Source organism: Helcococcus ovis (genome assembly GCF_004524775.2).
Taxonomy (GTDB): domain Bacteria; phylum Bacillota; class Clostridia; order Tissierellales; family Peptoniphilaceae; genus Helcococcus; species Helcococcus ovis.
The window spans coordinates 368722-389995 of record NZ_CP119081.1; the positions used below are offsets into that span (position 1 = coordinate 368722).

General features: G+C 26.6%; 19 protein-coding genes. 18 read left to right on the forward strand and 1 reads right to left on the reverse strand.

Annotated elements, in window-relative coordinates; genetic code table 11:
* Positions 1 to 76 precede the first annotated feature (76 nt).
* Both EQF90_RS01745 and EQF90_RS01750 read left to right on the forward strand, forming a co-directional pair.
* Positions 77 to 967, forward strand: a complete 891-nt coding sequence (locus tag EQF90_RS01745; RefSeq protein WP_134710329.1) for an N-acetylneuraminate lyase — start codon at positions 77 to 79, stop codon at positions 965 to 967.
* Between the two features lie 11 nt (positions 968 to 978).
* Positions 979 to 1854 carry an ROK family protein gene (locus EQF90_RS01750; protein ID WP_134710331.1) on the forward strand — a complete coding sequence of 292 codons (876 nt, stop codon included), beginning with the start codon at positions 979 to 981 and terminating at the stop codon, positions 1852 to 1854.
* Between the two features lie 84 nt (positions 1855 to 1938).
* On the opposite strand, the gene EQF90_RS01755 is transcribed toward EQF90_RS01750, so the two are convergent.
* The gene (locus EQF90_RS01755; RefSeq protein ID WP_134710333.1) at positions 1939 to 2712 is read right to left on the reverse strand and encodes a DeoR/GlpR family DNA-binding transcription regulator; all 774 of its coding nucleotides are present in this window, start codon (positions 2710 to 2712) and stop codon (positions 1939 to 1941) included.
* 254 nt (positions 2713 to 2966) lie between these two features.
* Between EQF90_RS01755 and EQF90_RS01760 the strand changes: the two genes are divergently transcribed.
* The 16 genes from EQF90_RS01760 to EQF90_RS01835 all read left to right on the forward strand — a co-directional run bounded on the left by EQF90_RS01760 (position 2967) and on the right by EQF90_RS01835 (position 21273).
* Positions 2967 to 4280, forward strand: coding sequence for a Na+/H+ antiporter NhaC family protein (locus EQF90_RS01760; RefSeq protein ID WP_134710335.1), 1314 nt, complete (start codon positions 2967 to 2969; stop codon positions 4278 to 4280).
* Positions 4281 to 4296: 16 nt separating this feature from the next.
* Positions 4297 to 5499 carry an S-methyl-5-thioribose kinase gene (gene mtnK, locus EQF90_RS01765; protein ID WP_134710337.1) on the forward strand — a complete coding sequence of 401 codons (1203 nt, stop codon included), beginning with the start codon at positions 4297 to 4299 and terminating at the stop codon, positions 5497 to 5499.
* A 3-nt stretch (positions 5500 to 5502) separates the two neighbouring features.
* Positions 5503 to 6549: an S-methyl-5-thioribose-1-phosphate isomerase gene (locus EQF90_RS01770; RefSeq protein ID WP_134710339.1), complete on the forward strand. Its 1047-nt coding sequence runs from the start codon at positions 5503 to 5505 to the stop codon at positions 6547 to 6549.
* 31 nt (positions 6550 to 6580) lie between these two features.
* Positions 6581 to 7255 (forward strand): class II aldolase/adducin family protein, encoded by a 675-nt coding sequence (locus tag EQF90_RS01775; protein ID WP_134710341.1) that lies wholly within the window; start codon positions 6581 to 6583, stop codon positions 7253 to 7255.
* Between the two features lie 20 nt (positions 7256 to 7275).
* Positions 7276 to 8442 (forward strand): iron-containing alcohol dehydrogenase, encoded by a 1167-nt coding sequence (locus tag EQF90_RS01780; protein ID WP_134710342.1) that lies wholly within the window; start codon positions 7276 to 7278, stop codon positions 8440 to 8442.
* A gap of 232 nt (positions 8443 to 8674) precedes the next feature.
* Positions 8675 to 10483: a BglG family transcription antiterminator gene (locus tag EQF90_RS01785; protein ID WP_134710344.1), complete on the forward strand. Its 1809-nt coding sequence runs from the start codon at positions 8675 to 8677 to the stop codon at positions 10481 to 10483.
* Positions 10484 to 10487: 4 nt separating this feature from the next.
* Entirely contained in the window at positions 10488 to 10925 is a 438-nt protein-coding gene (locus EQF90_RS01790) for a PTS sugar transporter subunit IIA (protein ID WP_134710346.1), read from the forward strand.
* A 2-nt stretch (positions 10926 to 10927) separates the two neighbouring features.
* Positions 10928 to 11203 carry a PTS sugar transporter subunit IIB gene (locus EQF90_RS01795; RefSeq protein ID WP_134710348.1) on the forward strand — a complete coding sequence of 92 codons (276 nt, stop codon included), beginning with the start codon at positions 10928 to 10930 and terminating at the stop codon, positions 11201 to 11203.
* A gap of 9 nt (positions 11204 to 11212) precedes the next feature.
* The gene (locus tag EQF90_RS01800) at positions 11213 to 12469 is read left to right on the forward strand and encodes a PTS ascorbate transporter subunit IIC (RefSeq protein ID WP_134710350.1); all 1257 of its coding nucleotides are present in this window, start codon (positions 11213 to 11215) and stop codon (positions 12467 to 12469) included.
* A gap of 6 nt (positions 12470 to 12475) precedes the next feature.
* Complete coding sequence (locus EQF90_RS01805; RefSeq protein ID WP_134710352.1) at positions 12476 to 13210, forward strand: sugar isomerase domain-containing protein; 735 nt, start codon at positions 12476 to 12478, stop codon at positions 13208 to 13210.
* 393 nt (positions 13211 to 13603) lie between these two features.
* Complete coding sequence (locus tag EQF90_RS01810) at positions 13604 to 14344, forward strand: DeoR/GlpR family DNA-binding transcription regulator (RefSeq protein WP_134710354.1); 741 nt, start codon at positions 13604 to 13606, stop codon at positions 14342 to 14344.
* Between the two features lie 8 nt (positions 14345 to 14352).
* Complete coding sequence (gene pfkB, locus EQF90_RS01815; RefSeq protein WP_134710355.1) at positions 14353 to 15255, forward strand: 1-phosphofructokinase; 903 nt, start codon at positions 14353 to 14355, stop codon at positions 15253 to 15255.
* A 9-nt stretch (positions 15256 to 15264) separates the two neighbouring features.
* Complete coding sequence (locus EQF90_RS01820; protein WP_134710357.1) at positions 15265 to 17148, forward strand: PTS fructose transporter subunit IIABC; 1884 nt, start codon at positions 15265 to 15267, stop codon at positions 17146 to 17148.
* A gap of 457 nt (positions 17149 to 17605) precedes the next feature.
* Entirely contained in the window at positions 17606 to 19519 is a 1914-nt protein-coding gene (locus EQF90_RS01825) for a BglG family transcription antiterminator (RefSeq protein WP_134710359.1), read from the forward strand.
* Positions 19519 to 19791, forward strand: coding sequence for a PTS sugar transporter subunit IIB (locus EQF90_RS01830; RefSeq protein ID WP_245152869.1), 273 nt, complete (start codon positions 19519 to 19521; stop codon positions 19789 to 19791). Before EQF90_RS01825 ends, EQF90_RS01830 begins: the two co-directional genes overlap by 1 nt.
* Positions 19792 to 19902: 111 nt before the next feature.
* Positions 19903 to 21273 carry a PTS ascorbate transporter subunit IIC gene (locus EQF90_RS01835; RefSeq protein ID WP_134710363.1) on the forward strand — a complete coding sequence of 457 codons (1371 nt, stop codon included), beginning with the start codon at positions 19903 to 19905 and terminating at the stop codon, positions 21271 to 21273.
* Position 21274: the final 1 nt, after the last annotated feature.

The following is a 21274-nucleotide window of genomic DNA, read 5'->3' on the forward strand; positions in this document are numbered from 1 at the left end:
AATTTCCTCTTTAAATTTTTTTTGTTTAATACTATTATAGTATATGTATTGCAAATATTAAATTTTTGGAGGGAAAATGTTAAGAGAAGATTTGAAAGGCTTGTATTCAGCTTTATTGGTGCCATTTAATGAAGATGGAAGTGTAAATGAAGAGGGACTTAGAAAAATTATAAGACATAATATTGATAAAATGAATATAGATGGACTTTATGTTGGAGGCTCAAGTGGTGAAAACTTTTTACTGGGAAAAGAAGAAAAAAAACAAATATTTGAAATTGCAAAAGATGAAGCAAAAGATCAAATTAAATTAATTGCTCAAATTGGTAGTTCAAATATTTATGAGGCAATTGAATTAGGAAAATTTGTAACAGATTTAGCTTATGATGCGATTTCAGCAGTAACACCATTTTATTACAGATTCAATGCTGATGAGGTTTATAATTACTATAAAGAAATTACAGAAAATGTAGAAAATGACTTAATTATTTATTCTATTCCACTATTAACAGGTATTGATATGGGAATTAAAGATTTTGAAAGATTATTTAAGCTACCAAGAATTGTTGGAGTAAAATACACATCAGCAGATTTTTATTTATTAGAAAGATTAAGAAAGACATTTAAGCAACAACTAATTTTTTCAGGGTTTGATGAAATGTTAGTGCCTGCGGTTGCGAATAATGTAGATGGGGCAATTGGTTCAACATATAATGTAAATGGAATTCGCTCAAGACAAATTTTTGATGCCGTAAAATCTAATGATTTACAAAAAGCATTGGAAATTCAAAATTTGACAAATGATTTTATTTCAGCTGTTTTAAATAATGGACTATATCAAACATTAAAATATATTTTACAAAGAGAGGTAAAATCTGACAAGCAATTTTATTCAAGAAAACCAATGGCTCAAATTACAGAAGAACAAAAGCAAGAAGCGGAAAATATTTATCAAAAATTTATTAAATAGTGGAGTAAATAATGATTTTAACATTAGACATTGGTGGAACCAATATTAAAACAGGAATATTTGAAAATTCAACATTCACACAATTAAATTCCTACGAAACGGGTATTAAGGATAGCTCTTTTAACATGCTTGACAGAATTTCATTCATAATTGATGAAACTCTTAAATCTTATGAAATAAATGGAGTTGCAATATCCACTGCTGGTATAGTTGATAGTATAAATGGTAAAATAGCCTATGCTAATGAAAATATTCCAAACTACAAAGGTACCGAAATTTCAAAATATATTATGCAAAAATATAATTTACCATCAATCGTTGAAAATGATGTAAATTGTGCGTTACTTGGAGAGCTTACTCAAGCAAAATATAGGGATGTACAAAATGCGTTAATGTTTACTATTGGTACTGGAGTAGGAGGAGCTTTATATGTAAATGGAAAACTTTTATTCGGACATTCATTTAGTGGTGGAGAAGTAGGATATTCAATATTTAACGGGCAAAATATTGAGAAAATAGCTTCAACAACATCTCTTGTAAATAATGTTAAATTAAGAATTAATATTGAAGAAATAGATGGGAAATGGATATTTGATCAAGCTATAAACCACAAAAATCAAATTTGTGTTGAAGAAATTGATAAATTGGTTAAAAATATTGTTAATTTAGTTGTGAATTCTGTTAGCCTATTAAATCCTGAATATGTAATTCTGGGTGGTGGAATCATGGAACAAAAAGAATATCTTCAACCGATAATTCAAAAAAAATTCGATAAAATGTACACAAATAATTTTGTAAAGAAGTCTACAAAAATTGTATTTGCTGAATTAGGTAATACAGCTGGAATGTTTGGGGCGTATGAGGTATATAGGAATAAAATTAAATAAATTTATAAGATAATTTCTAAAAAATGTAAATTAAAAATAATGAACTTCTAAAAAAATTATTCTAGAGTTCATTATTTTTATTTATTATTCAATCCAATTAATTTTAATTTTTAGTTTACTAAATACTTCAATCCATTCATTGCTAGGTTTTTTATCAGTTATTACTTCATTTATTACATTTAATGGATTGATTATATAATCAGCTATATCATCAAATTTTGTGTGATCTATAATTAAATAGTGAATTTTTGAATGTTTTATAAAATATTTTCTAATTTGAGATTCTGCTTGGCTATTATCTAATAGTCCGTGATTTTTACTAATAGCAGAACAGCTTATAAAACTTTTATCTGCAACATAATTTGATATTGCTTGAATGGATTGATATCCTGTAAATGAGCAGGATATATTTCTATATGATCCGCCAATTGAAATTAGCTTTGTGTTTTTTTTCTTTTCTCCAAAAAGCATCATTATTTTTAGAGAATTAGTTATTATCGTTACATTAATATCTTCTTCTAAAATCATTTTAGCGAGGCTAACACAAGTTGTACTTGAGTCTAAAATTATAGAATCTGTATCTTTAATTAAATTTTTAATAACATATTTTGATATATTATTTTTTGTATTAGATAAAAATGTTTCTCTAAGTTTTGAAGGTGCTCCCTTATCTTCTACATCCGGTAAATATGCACCTCCATGTATTCTTTTTAAAATATTTTTTTTCTCCATTTCTTTTAGATCTCTACGTATGGTTTCTTCTGTAACACCTGTTTTTTTACTTATTTCAGAAATTATGATACTTCCATATGTTTTTAATTCATTTTCTATAATTTTTTGTCTATTAATTTTTAGCATAAAAAATTCTCCTAATGTAAAAATAATATTTTAAAATAATTTAACACTTTATTATTATATATAATAAAAAGTTTTATTTCAAATGAATCAAGTAAAACCAACAAAATACAACACATAAAACCAACAAATCCCAACTAAAAAGATATATTCTTTATAAAAACATCATTTTTTTTGTTGAAAAATGTTGGAAAATGTTGTAATATATTTATGAAACTTAGCTAAGTAAAATACATATAATTAGAAGGAGATATACAATGGGTGAAGAAAAAAATATTCAAAAAAAAGGTAGTTTTGTAGGTTTTATACCACTATTGGCATTTTTAGTAATATATTTTGCTATGGGTATAGGGACAGGTAGTTTTAATAATTTTCCATTATTAATTGGTATGTTTGTTGCTACTGTAATTTCTTTAATAATTACTAGTCCTGTAGCAAAAAAGAAAACATTTACAGAAAAAGTTGAAATTTTTTGTACAGGTGGGGGAGATAATACTTTGATTTTAATGGTAATAATATATATGTTAGCAGGAGCATTTTATGGAATAGCCGGAGCTATGCATGCTACTGATACTGTTACAAATTTAGGTATTTCTATTTTACCTACAAGATTAATTTTACCGGGATTATTTATAATTGGATGTGTTTTAAGTTTTTCAATGGGGACATCAATGGGAACAGTTTCTGCATTGATGCCCATAGCTATAAGTATTTCTCAAAAAACAGGGGTTAGCTTACCTTTAGTAGCTGGTATTGTAGTGGGAGGAGCTATGTTTGGTGACAATTTATCATTTATTTCTGATACAACAATTGCAGCTACAACAACTCAAGGAGTTGCAATGAAGGATAAATTTAAGGCAAATATAATAATGGTACTACCGGCTTTTATAATAACTGTAGTAGGATTGATGTTTTGGCCAATTAATGCGGCTGCTATAAATGTTGAAGGAACAGTAAATTTAATTAATCTTATACCATATATTTTAATCATCACATTATCGTTATTAGGATTACATGTATTACCTGCTATGGGAATTTCTATATTATCAGGAGTAGTTATTGGGATAGCTCATGGTGATTTTACTTTTGTACAATCTTTTGGAAAAATTCATGAAGGTATGACTTGGATGCAAGATATGGCTGTGATTGCAATTTTTGTTGGTGGTGTAATAGCGATGATGAAATATTTAGGTGGTATAGATTGGTTATTAAATAAATTATCTAAAAACACAAAATCTAAAAAAGGAGCAGAATTAAGTGTTGCTGCTTTAGTTTCACTTGTTGATGTCGCAACAACAAATAATACAATGGCTATTATTGCGTGTGGACCAATTGCGAAAGACATATCTGAAAAATATGAAATTGAACCAAAAAGAATGGCAAGTATATTAGATATTTTCTCGTCAGCATTTAATGGTTTGACCCCTTATGCAGGACAATTATTGGTTGCAGGAGCTATGGCTAAAATTTCACCGGTTTCTATAATTCCATTTGTTTGGTATTCAATTTTGATGATAGTATTTGGAGTATTGTTTATTTTGTTAGGTATAGGAAGTAAGAATAGAAAATAGTTAAAATGAGGAGAAAATGAAAAAGTATAATGAACATTTTTTAATGGATGTTAATACTGTTAAACAGTATGTTATAGATTCCTTAGATTATTTTGAGGATAGAGAAAACTTAGTTGCAGAAGAAATAGGTGATGGTAATATAAATTATGTTTTTAAAGTTTATGATAAATTAACTAAAAAGTCATTAGTAGTAAAACAAGCAGATAAACTTTTAAGATCATCAGGAAGGCCGTTAGATTTAAATAGAAATAAAATAGAAGCAGAAATATTAAAGATAGAATCTGAACTTGCACTTGGATTTGTTCCTAAAATTTATGATTATAACGAAAATATGTATGCATTAATTATGGAAGATATTTCCGAATTTAAAAATTTAAGAAAGGAATTAAAAAATTCTAAAATTTTTCCTAAATTAGCTGATGACATATCCACATTTTTAGTAAATACTTTACTTTTAACAACTGATTTATATTATGATAGACATGATAAGAAAAATAGAGTAAAAGAATTTATTAATATAGATTTATGTGATATATCTGAAGATTTAGTATTTACAGAACCATATTATGATTATAAAAATAGAAATATATTGACAGAAGGAATAGAAGAATTTGTTAATGAAAAATTGTATAATGATGAAGAGTTAAAATGTGAGGTTGGCATATTAAGAAATAATTTTATGAATAACGCCCAATCTTTAATACATGGAGATTTACATTCAGGGTCTATTTTTATAAATGATAAGGGATTAAAAGTTATTGATCCGGAATTCGCATTCTATGGTCCCATGGGATATGATATAGGTAATGTTATTGGAAATTTATTTTTTAGTTTAGTTAATAAATATTATATAGAAAATAGCAATATTGAATTTATTAATTGGCTTGAAAAGACAATAATTGATATTTATGATTTATTTAAGAAAAAATTTGTTATAAAATATAAAGAAAATATTGATTTTCCAATATACAATGAATTATTTATGACTAAATATTTAAATAAAGTTATGTCTGATTCAGTTGGTTATGCTGGAACAGAAATTATAAGAAGAACTGTTGGAGATTCTAAAGTGATGGAAATATCGGATGTAAATGATAAAAGTATTAAAATTGATTTAGAAAAAACATTGGTAAATTTAGGTATTAATTTTATAAAAAATAGAGAAAAATACAGTAGAGGATCTGAATTAATAGAAGAATTTAGAAAGGTGGCAAGATAAAAAATGCAACTTAATGATAGACAAGACTATGATTTAGCTTATATGCTTAAATTTGAAAATGTTGCCTGGTATGAAAATGGTAAAGTTAAAATATTGGATAGAAGAATTTATCCAATAAGAGTTGAACATGTTATATGTAAAACTTATAAAGATGTTGCTAAATCAATTAAAGATATGGTAACTCAATCTGAAGGACCATATACTGCTGCGGCGATGGGTATGGTTTTAGCTTTTTATGAAGCAGAAAATTTAAATAATGATGAATTATATTACTTTATGGAAAAAGCAGCATATGAATTATCTCATGCCAGACCAACTACTTCAGAACAAATGTCAGGTATAGTTAACGGTTCACTTGAAGTTTTGAAAAAATGTTTAGATAATAATTTAGAAAGGGAAAAAATTTTAGATAAACTATTTGAATATGCATATAATTATGTAAATAACAATTATAAAAAATATTCTATAATTGGAAGAAATTTAGCAAAAATAATACCTGATAATGGTTCGATAATGACTCAGTGCTTTGCAGGTACAGTTGTAGGAACGATGCTTAGAGAATGTAAGAAAATGAATAAAAACATCAAAATTTATTGTGCTGAAACTCGACCATATTATCAAGGGGCTAGATTAACAGCTAGTGTAGCTAAAGATATGGGATTTGATGTTACTGTTATTTCTGATAATATGCCGGCTTATACAATAAAAACTAAAAAAATAGACCTGTTTACTTCAGCATCAGATGTAATAACAATGGATGGATATATTGTAAATAAAGTTGGTACATTTCAAATAGCACTGGCAGCAAAATATTTTAATATTCCTTATTATGTAACTGGAACCCCTGATGAAAAACATAAAACAATTGATAGTGTTACAATTGAAAAAAGAGATCCGAAACTTGTTTTAGAGTCTTTGGGGCAAAAAATTACAATGGATGGAGTTAATGGTTATTATCCGGCATTTGACATCACCCCTCCTGATTTATGTACAGGTGTAGTTACTGATAAGGGGATTTTTTCACCATATAATTTAAAAGAATACAATTAATATATTCTTAAAGTGTAATAAGGAGATATTTATGATATTAGAAAAAGAAAGAAAAGAAATCGTTAAATATTTGAAAAAAATGTTAAATGATGGATTAACTAAAGGGACATCCGGAAATATTAGTATATGTGATAGAAAAACTGGATATATTGCGATAAGTCCATCAGGTATGGATTATACAAAAATTGTTCCTGAAGATATTGTTATAATTGATTTTGAAAAAAAAATAATAGATGGCAAAAGAAAACCATCCAGTGAGTGTGATTTGCATATTTCTATATATAAGTCTAAGGAAGATGCGAATTCTGTAGTCCATACTCATTCTATGTTTTGTGCAGTTCTTTCAACATTAAATATGCCTATAAAAGCAATTCACTATGTTATTGCAGATTGCGGGGCATCGGAAGTCCCTGTTGCGAGTTATAAAATGTATGGGTCAGAAGATTTAGCTGAAGAAGTTGTGAAGAGTATGAAAAAAAGTTATGCGTGTTTAATGGCTAATCATGGTATGGTTGCATGCGGAGAGGATTTAAAATCAGCATTTGGACTTGCAGCGACATGCGAATGGGTTGCAGAGATTCAATGGAGAGCTTTAAGTATTGGAACACCTAACTATTTATCAGATAGTCAAATTTTAGAAGTTGAAAAAAAATTTAAGAGATATGGCCAAAATTTAGGTGAAGAGAAAAAAAATAGTTATTTTTGATTGAATAAAAGGAGAAAAAAGTGAGAGATTTTCAATATTATAATCCATCAAAAATAATTTTTGGTACTAATCCATATAATAAAATTAAAGATATTTTAGAGAAAAAATCTGTAAAATCTATATTAATGATTTATGGGGGAGAGTATGTAAAAAAATTGGGGATATATGATAATATTAGAAATTTATGTAAAGAATTAAATATAAAATTTACTGAAAACGGAGAGATTATTCCAAACCCAAGAGTAGAATTGGTTAGAAAATTAATAAATGTTTCTAGGGGGAATAAGGTCGATTTTATACTTGCTGTTGGTGGTGGTAGTGCTGTAGATACTGCGAAAGCAGTTTCTATGGGAATTAATTATGATGGAGATGTTTGGGATTTTTTTGAAGGCAATGCTATAGCAAATCAAGTTGTGGAAGTTGGAGTCATATCTACAATTCCTTCAAGTGGGTCGGAAACTTCAAATGCAACAATAATTAATAATGGATTATTTAAAAAAGGGTATGAGGATGATAAAATTATTCCTGTTTTTGCGGTAATGAATCCACAATATACATTAAATTTACCAAAATATCATACCTCTGTTGGAATTGCTGATATATCTACACATTTATTAGAAAGGTATTTTACAAATACTAAAAATGTTGATACAACAGATTTCTTAATAGAAGGGGCGTTAAAAGCATTGATGTTAAATGCATATAAATTGATGGATAATTTTGATGATATTAATGCTAGATCTGAAATTCAATGGTTAGCATCAATTGCTCATAATAATTTATTGGACACCGGTAGAGAATCGGATTGGGCTTCTCATAGAATAGAACATGAATTAAGTGCTCAATATGATATTGTTCATGGAGAAGGCATGGCGACAGTTATAATTGCATATATGAGATATGTTTCAGACAAAAATCCGGAAAAATTGGCTCAATTATCCAATAGATTATTTGGAATAGATTATTATAACTATACATTAGAAAAAATGGCGGTTATTCTTGCTGATAAATTTGAAGAATTTTATAAAAAATTAGGATTGAGAACCAAATTAAAAGAATTTAATATTGGAAATGAACATTTTTATGAAATGGCGAAAAGAGCAACGGATGATGGGAAAAATACAGTAGGACATTATTATCCATTGGATATTGATAAATTTGTAGAAGTGTTAAATATGGCGAATTGAATATTGATAGAAAAGGGGATATTTTAAAATAAAAGATGCCATTTAAATTATAAAAATTTAAAAAAATATAAAACAAGCTATTACAAAATAAAATTTTTAGTTATTTTGCAATAGCCTTTTTTATTGTGGATTAATCAATAAATAATATTCATATAATATTTGTCATTAATTTTTGACAAATATTATATGAATATTATTTATATATTTTATATTATTAAAATAAGGAGGGAAAATGTTTACATATAGAGAAATAGATATATTGTTATTGCTAATGAAAAATAAATATATAAAACTTGAGGATTTATCAATAAGATTAGATGTTTCTACAAGAACTATAATAAGAGATATTTATAATATAAATTTGTTGGGGAAAAAATTTGATTATAATTTAGAGTCGACAGATAAAGGATATACATTGAATTTTAATATCGAAGATTCAGAAAAAAAATTACGAACACATTTAGTCTCTTCTAAACTTAAAAATATTAATAAAAAAATATTTTTGCTTATTTTATCAAATAGTAACATGAAGATATATGATTTAGCTGAAATTTTATTTGAAAGTGAATCTGGTATTAATAATAAATTAAGTATATTAAAAAAGGCTGTTTTAAAATATGATATTGAATTAAAATATACTTCTACTAATGGATTTAAGATAGTTGCTGAAGAAATAGATTTAAGAAGATATTTATTAGAAAATTATATGATTATAAAAGATAATATTTTTTATGGAACTTTATTTAATTTAATTGATGAAAGTGTTATAGAAAAATTAAAAAATATTGTTAAACAGGAATTGATAAATTCGAATTTAATTATAACAGATGGTGATTTTTCAAACTTAATATCTTTAATAGTAGTAAGTATATTTAGAAATGGAAAAATAAATAAATTTGAATATATCAAAGATAAAGAAGTTTTTATAAATATATTTAATTCTATAGAAAAAAAATTAAATATTAAATTAGGTCAAAATGAAATTCGATATATAATAAAAAATTCTATATTTAGCAATGTAATAAACCAAGATGATTTGAATAATGGCATAAAAAAAATTATAGAAAATTCATTAAAAAGATTGAAGGAAACATCCTTAAATGAATATGTGTTTGATACAAAATTTTACGACTCTATTTTTTCTCATTTGAGATTACTAATAAAACGAAATTTAGATAAAAAAAATAATATAATTAATCCATTATTAACTGAATTAAAGAAGAAATATATTATAGAAATAAGTGATGCTTATATCATAAAAGAAGAAATTTATAAAGAATTTCATATTAATATATCTGAAGATGAGATAGGATATTTAGCGATATATTTAGGTGCAACTAAAAAAAACAGTGAAAGGAAAAATAGTGCAATAATAATATGTAATTATGGAATAGGAACATCAAAAGTTGTAGAGATGAAAATAAAAGAAAAGTATAAATCAATTAATGTAATTGGAAATTATCCTTTATCTTATTTAGATTTAGCTATTGCACAAAAGCCGGATTTTATAATTTCTACAGTGGAAATTTTACAAAATACAAAAGGGATACCTATAGTGGATGCATCAAAAATTTTATATGATGAGGAAGTTTTAAATTTTAATATTATTGAAGATAATACTTTAGAAAATATATTATACGAAAATTTATTTTTTGAAATTAATGTAAATACAAAAGAGGAATTTTTTAATGTTTCTAGAAATTTAATTTTGAAAAATTTTGATGTAAATGAAAAAGTACTTGATATTGTGTATGAACATGAAAGTATCGTTTCGACAGAAATTGGAAATCTTGTTGCTATTCCTCACGCAATTGCAAAGGGAGATTTTAAATCGTTTATAGGGATTTTTAAATTGAATAAACAAATTTTATGGAATACAGAAAAAGTACAGTTTGTATTTTATATATTATTAAATGAAAAAGAGAAAAAATATATTAAATCATTAGGAAATTTATATGAATATATATTACAACCTAATAATATATCAAAAATGAAAAATTTATATAATTTGAAAGATTTTATAAAGGAAATAAGGAAATAAAGAAATGAAACAATTATCAAAATTTTTAAATGAAAAAACAATACAACTTCAAAATAATATTAGAAGCTGGGAGGATGCGATTAATTTAGCATCGTTTCCCTTGTTAGAATCAAAAAGTATTGAAAAAAAATATATTTATTCAATGAAAGAAGCTGTTAACACTTATGGGACATATATGGTTTTAAGAGACTATTTTGCATTGATGCATGCAAGACCTGAAAATGGGGTTAATAAAACAGCAATGTCAATGCTTATATTAAATGAGCCGGTCACTATGAAAGACCAGAAAATAAAAATATTTTTGATTTTAGCAGCAAAAGACAATAATTCTCATATAGAAGCATTATCAATGATTACTGAACTTTTTTCAAATGATCAAATGTTTAATAAGTTTTTAAGTTCAAATAAAGAAGAAATATTAAAAATTATAGAAGGGAGGTAACTATGAAAATTTTAGCGGTTTGTGGATTTGGTGTTGGGTCTTCAATGGTTTTAAAAATGACCATAGAAAAAGTTGCACGAAATTTAGAATTAGATGCAGATGTAGAAAACACAGATATAAGTTCAGCTAAAGGTATGCATGCAGATGTAATATTTACTAGTGCTGAATTTGCTGAAGAATTATCTAAAGATACAAATACTAAAATTTATTCAATAAAAAAATATATGGATAAAGAAGAAGTAGAGAAAGCGTTAAATGATTTTATAAATAATAAATAAGGAGGATATATGTCATTTATTACTAATAATATTTTGAAAAACCCACCTATACTTTTAGGTTTAATATCAATGTTAGGGTTAATCATTCAAAGAAAAAATTTATCAGACATTTTAAAAGGAGGGCTAATAGCTGCATTTGGTATGTTAATTTTGAGTTCAGGAGTTAATATGCTTATAGGTGCAATAGCTCCTATAAATACGACTTTTTCTAATACATTATCAGCAGGTGCAATAAAAGAAGGTTTAAATGATATAAGTTTTACTCAAGTACATGGTGGAGAAGTTGGATTGGCAATGTTTATTGGTCTAGGTTTACATTTATTAATTGCAAGATTTACAAGAGTTAAAACTATATTTTTAACAGGACACATGATTTGGTGGTTTCCATTTATATTTGTAGCGGCAGGAGTTGAAGGTGGGTTAAGTGGAATTTCATTGATTTTATTTGGAGCTATAATTTCGGCTTTATATTGGTCATTTATGCCATGGGTAATGAGAAATTATGTGTGGGATGCAACAGGAGATAAATCATTTCTAATTGGACATCCAACAGGAATATTATCATTAGTTTCAGGATTTGTTGCTAAAAGACTTGGAGATAAATCAAAATCAACAGAAGATTTAAGATTACCAAAAAATTTATCATTTTTTAGAGAAATATCAATAACAGGCTGTATTGTAATTATCATAATGTATTTAGTTATAGGCTTAATATTACCAAGTATATTGCCTGAAGGGCAAAATCTATTAATGTATTCTATACAACAAGGCTTATCATTTGGAGCAGGTTTACTAGTGATGCTATATGGAGTTAGAATGCTTATTAATCAGATAATACCAGCATTTCAAGGAATATCTGAAAAAGTTATACCTAATGCAATACCGGCCTTTGATTGTCCAATATTATTTAATTATAAACCAAATGCAGTTATAATAGGTTTTATTGTTGCTATGATTACTTCAACAGTATTAATTATTATTTCTAATACATTTAATCTGTTTGGAGTTGTATTGGTTCCTTTAGTAATTACAAGTTTCTTTGAATGTGGTTCAGCATCAGTAATAGGTGAGGGACAAGGTGGATTAAAAGGTTCAATTATTGGGACGTTTATAGCTTCAATTGTTATGGTATTAATTATGGCTGTTTCTGTAATAATATTTAAGACAACAATTCAAAATTGGTTGTTAATATTTGGTGGAAATGATTTTTCAATATTTGGAGCAATAGCCAAATTTATATCTGAATTTATATCATTAGTATTGTAGGTTATTATGTTTGAATATTTTGATAAAATAAAAAAAATTTTATATGATGTAGAAAAAAATGAATGTGAAAATATAAAGAAATTTAAGGATTGTTTAGTAGAAGCTACAATAAATAAGAATAATATTTATATATTTGGAGCTAGTCATGCCGGGATATTAGTACAGGAAATGTATTACAGAGCGGGAGGTTTAATAACTGTAAATCCTATTTTTGGTAGAGAAATTTCTTTAACTAATCAACCTATTACAATAACTAGTAAAATGGAAAGACTTCATGGTTATGGTTCTATTTTAGCGTCTACAATTAAGTTTAAAAAGAATGATTTGCTTATTTTACACTCAGTTTCAGGAAGAAATCCTGTAACGATAGAATTGGGAATTTACGCTAAAGAAAAAGGAGTTAAAATAATAGTGTTAACAAATTTGAACTATTCTAAAAATTCAAAGTCAAGACACAAATCCGGGAAACTTTTATATGAAATAGCGGATGTAATTATAGATAATCATGGAGATATAGGAGATGCAACAATAAGTATAAAGGAAGGATTAAATGTTGCTCCGACTTCAACAGTAATAGGTGCAACAATATTAAATACGGTAATAAGCGAAACTGCTAAAGAACTCTTAAAAAATAATATTGATCCTTTACCATTTTTTTATAGTGCTAATTTAGATGGAGGGGATGAAAAAAATAAACTAGTAGCAAAATATTATAAAAATAATATTATTTATAAATTTTAATAAAAAGACATTGTTTCAAAATAGATAACAGATTTAAATTATAAAAATATTGAACAAAGACAAGCTCTAGATTTTAATATCTAGGGCTTGTTTTTGTGTAATATTAATATGAATAAAAAACATAAAATGATTAAATTATTAATTAATATAGACATGTTGTTTCGATTTTTGACTGATAAATTTTGTGAGTAATATTTTTTATTAAAATGGAGTTAAATATTCACGAAAAAAGTGACATAATCTGAGTTCAAATTTTAATGTAAGAAAAAGATTTTATAAATAACTAAAAATTATATCATAGTTCAATTTATTACAAATAATGATTGAGTGTGATTTAATTTGATTGACTTTGATTGTTTAATATGTTATCCTTAAACCAAAAGAGGTGATTATATGCTTAAAGAAGAAAGATTATCTAAAATTATAGAGCTTTTAAATAAAAATAACACATTAAAAACTGAAGAAATATCTGATTATTTAAATGTTTCGTTAGCAACTGTAAGAAGGGATTTAAATGAATTAGATGAATCAAAAAAAATCAAAAAAATTTTTGGTGGTGCAAAATCAATCAAAAATATCAATTATATAACTACTGAAGATAGAATGGACGATAAAATAAATGCCAATATTAAACAAAAGCTTGCTATAGGGAAATTTGCAGCTGAATTGATACATGATAATGATTTTGTGTATATGGATGCTGGTTCAAGTGTTGAAGCGATGATTACATATATTCATGCGAATAATGTTGTATTTGTTACAAATTCAATATGGATTGCAAGAGAATTATCTGCTTTGAAATATAAAGTATATATTTTACCGGGAGAAATTAAATTGAGCACAGACTCAATAATAGGAGTATCTGCAATTCAGTATTTGGCAAATTTTAATTTTACTTTAGGTTTTTTTGGAACTAATGGTATTCATAAAGATTTTGGATTCACTACTCCGGATATTAATGAGGCTATGATTAAGTCGGAAGCGATAAAAAGATGTAAAAAAACGTATATTTTAGCGGATTCAAGTAAATTTGATAAAGTTTCACAGGTAAGTTTTTGTAAAGATTTTTCAACCTATATAATTACTGAAAAATCAGAAAATCAAGAATTTATTGGTGAAATTTTGAAAATATAGGGGGAACTATGATTTATACATTAACATTAAATCCTGCAATTGATCATGTTGTAAAACTTGATAAATTGGAAATTGGTGAAACAAATAGGATGCATGAAGAAAATATTAGTGCCGGTGGAAAAGGAATTAATGTAAGTAAGATTTTAAAAAATTTAGGAGAAAATAGTATTGTATTAGGATATATAGCGGGATTTACAGGAAATGAAATAGATAGAATATTAAAAGAGGAAGGTTTATCAACTGACTTTATATATATTAGAGATGGATTTACAAGAATAAATACAAAAATAAAAAGTGAAAAAGAAACTGAAATAAATGGGCCGGGATTAAAAATTTGCAAACAAGAAATTGAGAAATTGTTTGATAAACTTGATGATATAAAAGATGGAGATTATTTATTTTTATCAGGGAGTATACCTTCATCCATGGATAATGGGTTTTATGCGAAAATTATGGAGAGATTATTTTCTAAAAATGTTAATATCGCTGTTGATACAACAGGGGGTGCATTAGTAAAAACACTAAAGTATTCTCCTAAAATTATAAAGCCTAATCTTAGAGAATTAGAAGAGTTATTTAATTGTCAGATAGCAGAGAATGTTCAAATTGAAAGATATTCTAAAAGATTACAAGAAATGGGAGCTAAAAATATAATAATTTCAATGGGTGGAGATGGAGCGTATTTTTTATCTGAAAAAGGAGATAGCATCTTTTTAGAAGCACCAAAAGGAAATGTAATTGATACGGTTGGATCAGGAGATTCTATGCTTGCCGGTTTTATTTTTGCATTAAAAAATAATTTTTCTTTAGTTGAAGCATTTAAATTTAGTGTTAGTTGTGGCTCTGCTACAGCATTTTCGGAAAAATTGGCAACAAAAAATGAAATATATAAAATATATAAAAATTTATAGGAGGAATAAATGAAAATCATAGAATTATTACAATTGCAAGGAATTAGTCTTAGACAAAGTTCTGCAACAAAAGAAGAAATGATTTCAAAATTGGTTGATTTAATGTCTGAGACAGGAAGTCTAGTAGATAAAAATCAATACATGAAAGATGTGTTAAAAAGAGAAGAGTCGGGGACAACCGGTATAGGTGAGGGGGTTGCTATCCCTCATGCTAAATCAAAAGGGGTAAAACATCCTCAATTAGCAGCAATGACTGTAACCAATGGAACAGATTATGATTCACTTGATGGAGAACCAACAAATTTATTTTTTATGATAGCTGTACCCGAAAATTCATCAGATGAACATTTAAAAGTTTTGTCAAGACTTTCAACAATGCTTATGGATAAGTCATTTAGAGATGAATTATTAGATGCTAAAACTAAGGAAGAATTTTTATCAATTATTGAAAAAAAAGAAATTGAAAAGTTTCCTGGTGAAGCAAATTCAGTTATTAATAATAAAAAAGATGTATACGATTTACTTGCGGTAACGGGTTGTCCAACAGGTATTGCTCATACATATATGTCTGCGGAAAATTTGATAAATAAAGCTAAAGAAATGGGATATAATCTAAAGGTTGAAACACATGGTTCTACCGGTGTGGAAAATCAGTTAACTGATGAAGAAATTAAGTATGCAAAGGGTATTATAATTGCAAGTGACATTAATATAGATAAAAGTAGATTTAACGGTAAAAGGCTTATTGTTACAAAAGTATCTGATGGTATAAACAAGCCGGGACAACTAATTAATAATGTATTAGATGAGAATAGACCTGTTTATAAGGCGGAAAAAATATCAGAAACTAAAGTAGAACATAAAAATTATAGTATTGGACAATCAATATATAAACACTTAATGAATGGTGTATCTCATATGTTACCATTTGTTGTAGGAGGAGGTATATTAATTGCAATAGCGTTTTTACTTGATGATTATTCAATAAATCCTGCGAAATTTGGTTCGAATACACCTTTAGCAGCTTTATTTATGCAAATTGGTGGAGCAGCATTTAGCTTTATGTTACCAGTACTTGCTGGATTTATAGCTATGAGTATTGCTGACAGGCCTGGTTTAGCTGTTGGTTTTGTTGGAGGTTATCTAGCAAATACAGGAGGAGCAGGATTCTTAGGAGCATTAGCAGCGGGATTTATTGCGGGTTACTTAATTGTATTTTTAAGAAAAATTACAAATGTTTTACCTAAATCTATGGATGGGGTAAAACCTATGTTGATATTCCCTGTATTTGGAATATTAGGCATTGGAGCTATAATGTTGTATTTATTAAATCCGCCACTAGCTTCTGTAAATTCGGCAATTAGTAATTGGTTAAATAATATGGGGAGTGCATCAAAATTAGTTTTGGGAATAATTTTAGGTGGAATGATGGCTGTTGATATGGGTGGACCAATTAATAAAGCGGCTTATGTATTTGGTACGGCATCTCTTGCATCAGGTTCTTCAACGGTTATGGCAGCGGTAATGGCAGGTGGTATGGTGCCTCCATTAGCTATATCATTAGCGATGATATTATTTAAAAATAAATTTACATCAAAAGATAGACAAACAATTCCAACTAACATAATAATGGGTTTATCATTTATTACAGAAGGAGCTATTCCTTTTGCAGCAGCAGATCCTCTTAGAGTTTTACCGGCTTCAGTAATTGGTAGTGCATTAGCAGGATTATTGTCGATGTTATTTGATTGTTCATTAAGAGCCCCTCATGGTGGAGTTTGGGTTATTGGTGTAGTGCAAAATCCATTAATGTATCTGCTAGCAATTGTATCAGGTGCGATAGTAGGAGCTATAATTTTAGGAATATTGAAGAAAAAAGTTATAAATGAATAGTAATAACTAAAAAAAGATAGAAGATTTAGGTAAATTATTAAAAATACTTAAATTTTTCTATCTTTTTTAATTTATATCATCCTTAAATTTTATAAATTTAATATTAGTATGAGTATAGTTAGTGTGAAATGAAATTAGTTAATACATAATTTATGAATATTAAGTATAAGTAAGAACATTTATTAGTCTATTTGGTATTTTAATCATACTTATTTTATTTACGCTTAAATTAATCATGAAGAATTTATATTCTTTGAGTAAATTAACTTAATTGTTAAGTTTATATTGACTTAAATAAGTTGTATTTTCGATTTCACATGTAGAGTAAAACATAATATTATAATTTAAATAAATAATATATTTACTCATTGTGCAAAATAATTTTTTTTGTGCAATATTTTGTTATTTATGATGTCGTTTGCATTTGCTATAATTGATTTAAGAAAAGGGAAAAGATATGAAAAAAAGACAAAAACAAATTTTAAATTACATTTTTAATAATCAAAATATTGACTTTTATTATATTTTAAGAAAATTTAATATTTCAAAACGTACTCTTTATTATGATATAGAAAATATAAACTATGAAATTAAAAAATTTGGAAAGGTCGAAAAAATAGATAATTTGTTGATATATTGCGGGAGTGATGAAATTAAAAATGAATTTAATTTTAATGCGAAAAATTTTGAAGATATTGAGTATAGAAGAAATAAAATTGTAGATAAGATTTTTAATGATGATGTTGAAAATTTAGATTTATTATCCCAAGAATTGCTTGTAAGTAAAACTACAATTTTAAATGATTTAGAAAATATCAAAACCAAATTAGAAAAAAATAAAATAAAACTCATATATGATTCAAGGTACAAAATTTTTGGAAATGAAAATACGATTAGGGAGTTTTACTTAAAACATTTAATGCTTGACGAAAATTTATTAAAATATCAAGATGATGGAATATTAAAAATAAATAGAGAAGCAAATTTAAAACTTACAGATTTTTCTATTTCTTCTCTTTCTAAATATTTATACTTTTGTAAAAAAAGAATAAATAATGGATTTATATTAAAAGAGCTAAATTTTAATATTTTAGAAGTGAAAAATATATATTATTACGATATAGTTTCTAATATTATAGACCTTGAGGATGAATTAGAGAATATATATTTTGTAGCATATATAGCGAGTTTAACTAATACTAGAGATAAAGAAATTAAAACGGAGATTAAGGATTATATTGAAGAATTAATTTTAAATTTTGAGAAATTTTCGGCTATTCATATAAAAGATAAAGATAATTTTATAAGGCAAATATCTAATCATTTATTGTCTTCATATTATAGAATAAAATTTGATTTTCCTATAATAAACCCTTTGTTGGGAGATATAAAAAACAAGTATCATTATTTATATGATATTGTTAAGGATTCTATAAATCAAATGGATAATGATGTTTTTAAAAATTTACGAGATGATGAAATTGGATTTATCACAGTATATTTTGGTTCCAACATCAATTATTTCTTAAATGAAAATATAAAAGTGATTATTGTGTGTCCAAATGGATTAATGATATCTAAATTAATTGAGATGCAAATTATAAATTACTTTCCATCTGTTGAGATATTAGCTTCTATATCAAGTAGAGATATCAAAAAAATAAATAAAAATTATGATTATATAATTTCTACAATTGATTTGAAAGAATATAAAAACGTAATTTTAGTTAATCCAATATTTTCGAATCAAAATATTGCAGAACTTTCAGAAAAATTAATAAGATTTGACAATTTTATAAGTGAAAATGCAATATCAAAATTGATGGAAATTATCAAACAAAATGCAAAAATTTATAATGAAGAAAAATTATCAAGAGAAATATTTAAATTTTTTATAAAGAAAAAAGAATTTAAAGAAAGGAAAGCTCCATTGTTAAGTGAATTATTAAATGAAAAGAGAGTAAAAAAAATAAAAGAGGTTGATGATTGGAAGATTGCTATAGGTGAAGCAGCAAAACCGTTAATTCAAGATAAAAGCATTGATGAATCTTACGTGAAATTGATGATAGATTCAGTTTTAGAACATGGACCATATATTGTTTTAGAAGATGGATTTGCTATGCCCCATGCTAATGGGGGGAAGGGAGTGAATAGATTATCTGTAAGTATAATGGCTTTAGAAAAACCGGTTGATTTATTAGGGAAAAGTGTAAGTGTATTTTTAGTTTTAGCAACAACTGATTCTAAAACTCATTTAAGAGCTTTGTCAGGATTATCTAAAATTTTGGAGGATGAAGAAAATATCAAAGTTTTAGAAACTGGGGATTATAAAAAAATTATTAATTTAATAAAGAAAAAGGAGGTGGAATAATGAAAATATATACAGTATGTGGAAATGGGATAGGAAGTAGTCTTTTACTAAAAATGAAAGTAGAAGAAATTGCAATGGAAAATGGAATTGATGTTGAAGTAGAATCAGTAGATTCAAATGCTGCAGTAGGAAAAGATGCAGACTTATTTATAACTGTTAAGGAATTTGAAAATATTTTTCCTAGTGATAAAAAAGTTGCAATTATAAGAAGTTATACAAATAAGAAAAAAATTACAGAAGATGTATTACCAATATTAAAAGAAATGATCTAATGATTTGTTGGGATATGTAAATAATTTTAGAATTTTAAACCGTCTCATTGGCAATAAAGAATTATAGTCTATCTTTAACAACGTAATAACATTATATTTAAGGAGGATTTTATGAATGGTATTTTATCTTTTATTAAGAATATTTTAGAACAACCGGCATTTTTAATGGGTTTGTTTGCTTTTGTTGGATTAATTGCACTAAAAAGACCGGCACACAAAGTTTTTTCTGGAACTATAGGACCGATAATAGGATATTTAATGTTAGCAGCAGGGGCGGGAGTTATAGTTTCTAACTTAGATCCTTTAGCAAAAATGATTCAAAAAGGATTTAATATTACAGGTGTTGTACCTAATAATGAAGCAGTTACATCGGTTGCACAAAAAGTATTAGGTGTGGAAACAATGTCTATTTTAGTTGTAGGTTTAGCTATAAATTTGATTATTGCACGTGCGACAAGATATAAATATGTATTTTTAACAGGTCATCATAGCTTTTTCATGGCATGTTTATTATCAGCAGTATTGGGGGCAATAGGATTTAAAGGTATTGAATTAATTGTTTTTGGTGGATTTTTCTTAGGAGCATGGTCTGCTATTTCTCCAGCAATTGGACAAAAATACACATTGAAGGTTACAGATAATGACGATATCGCCATGGGACATTTTTCAAGCTTAGGTTACTATGTTAGTGCATTTATTGGAAGTTTAGTAGGAAAAGGGTCAAAATCAACAGAAGAAATAAAAGTTCCTGAATCATTAGGATTTCTAAGAAATACTACGATTTCTACAGCATTAACTATGATGATATTTTATTTGTTTGCAGCTATGGTTGCCGGATCAGAATATGTAACTAAGGAATTATCAAATGGTCAAAATCCATATGTATTTGCCATAATTTCAGCATTGAACTTTGCTGTTGGTGTAGCTATAGTTTATGCCGGTGTAAGAATGATATTGGCTGACTTAATTCCTGCTTTCCAAGGAATTGCGAAAAAAGTTATACCAAATGCTATACCAGCTGTTGACTGTGCTGTATTCTTTACATATGCACAAACAGCAGTTGTTTTAGGATTTGTTTCATCATTTATTGGTGGTGTTGTAGGTATGTTGATTTTAGGTTTTGCAGGAGGGGTTTTAATCATACCTGGTATGGTTCCTCATTTCTTCTGTGGGGCAACTGCAGGTATTTATGGAAATTCTACAGGTGGTAAAAGAGGTGCTATAATTGGTGCATTTGTAAATGGGCTTCTATTATCATTTTTACCAGCATTGTTATTACCGGTTTTAGGACAATTAGGATTTGCAAATACAACATTTGGAGATGTAGATTTTGCAGTTTTAGGAATAGTTTTAGGCAGAGTTGGAGAATTTATGCATAATACAGGAGTTTATTTATTAGCGGTTGTTGTATTAATTGTATTAATTTTACCAAGTATTTTTAGACCATCAGATAAATCAATTAATCATATTGTTGAAGATTAGG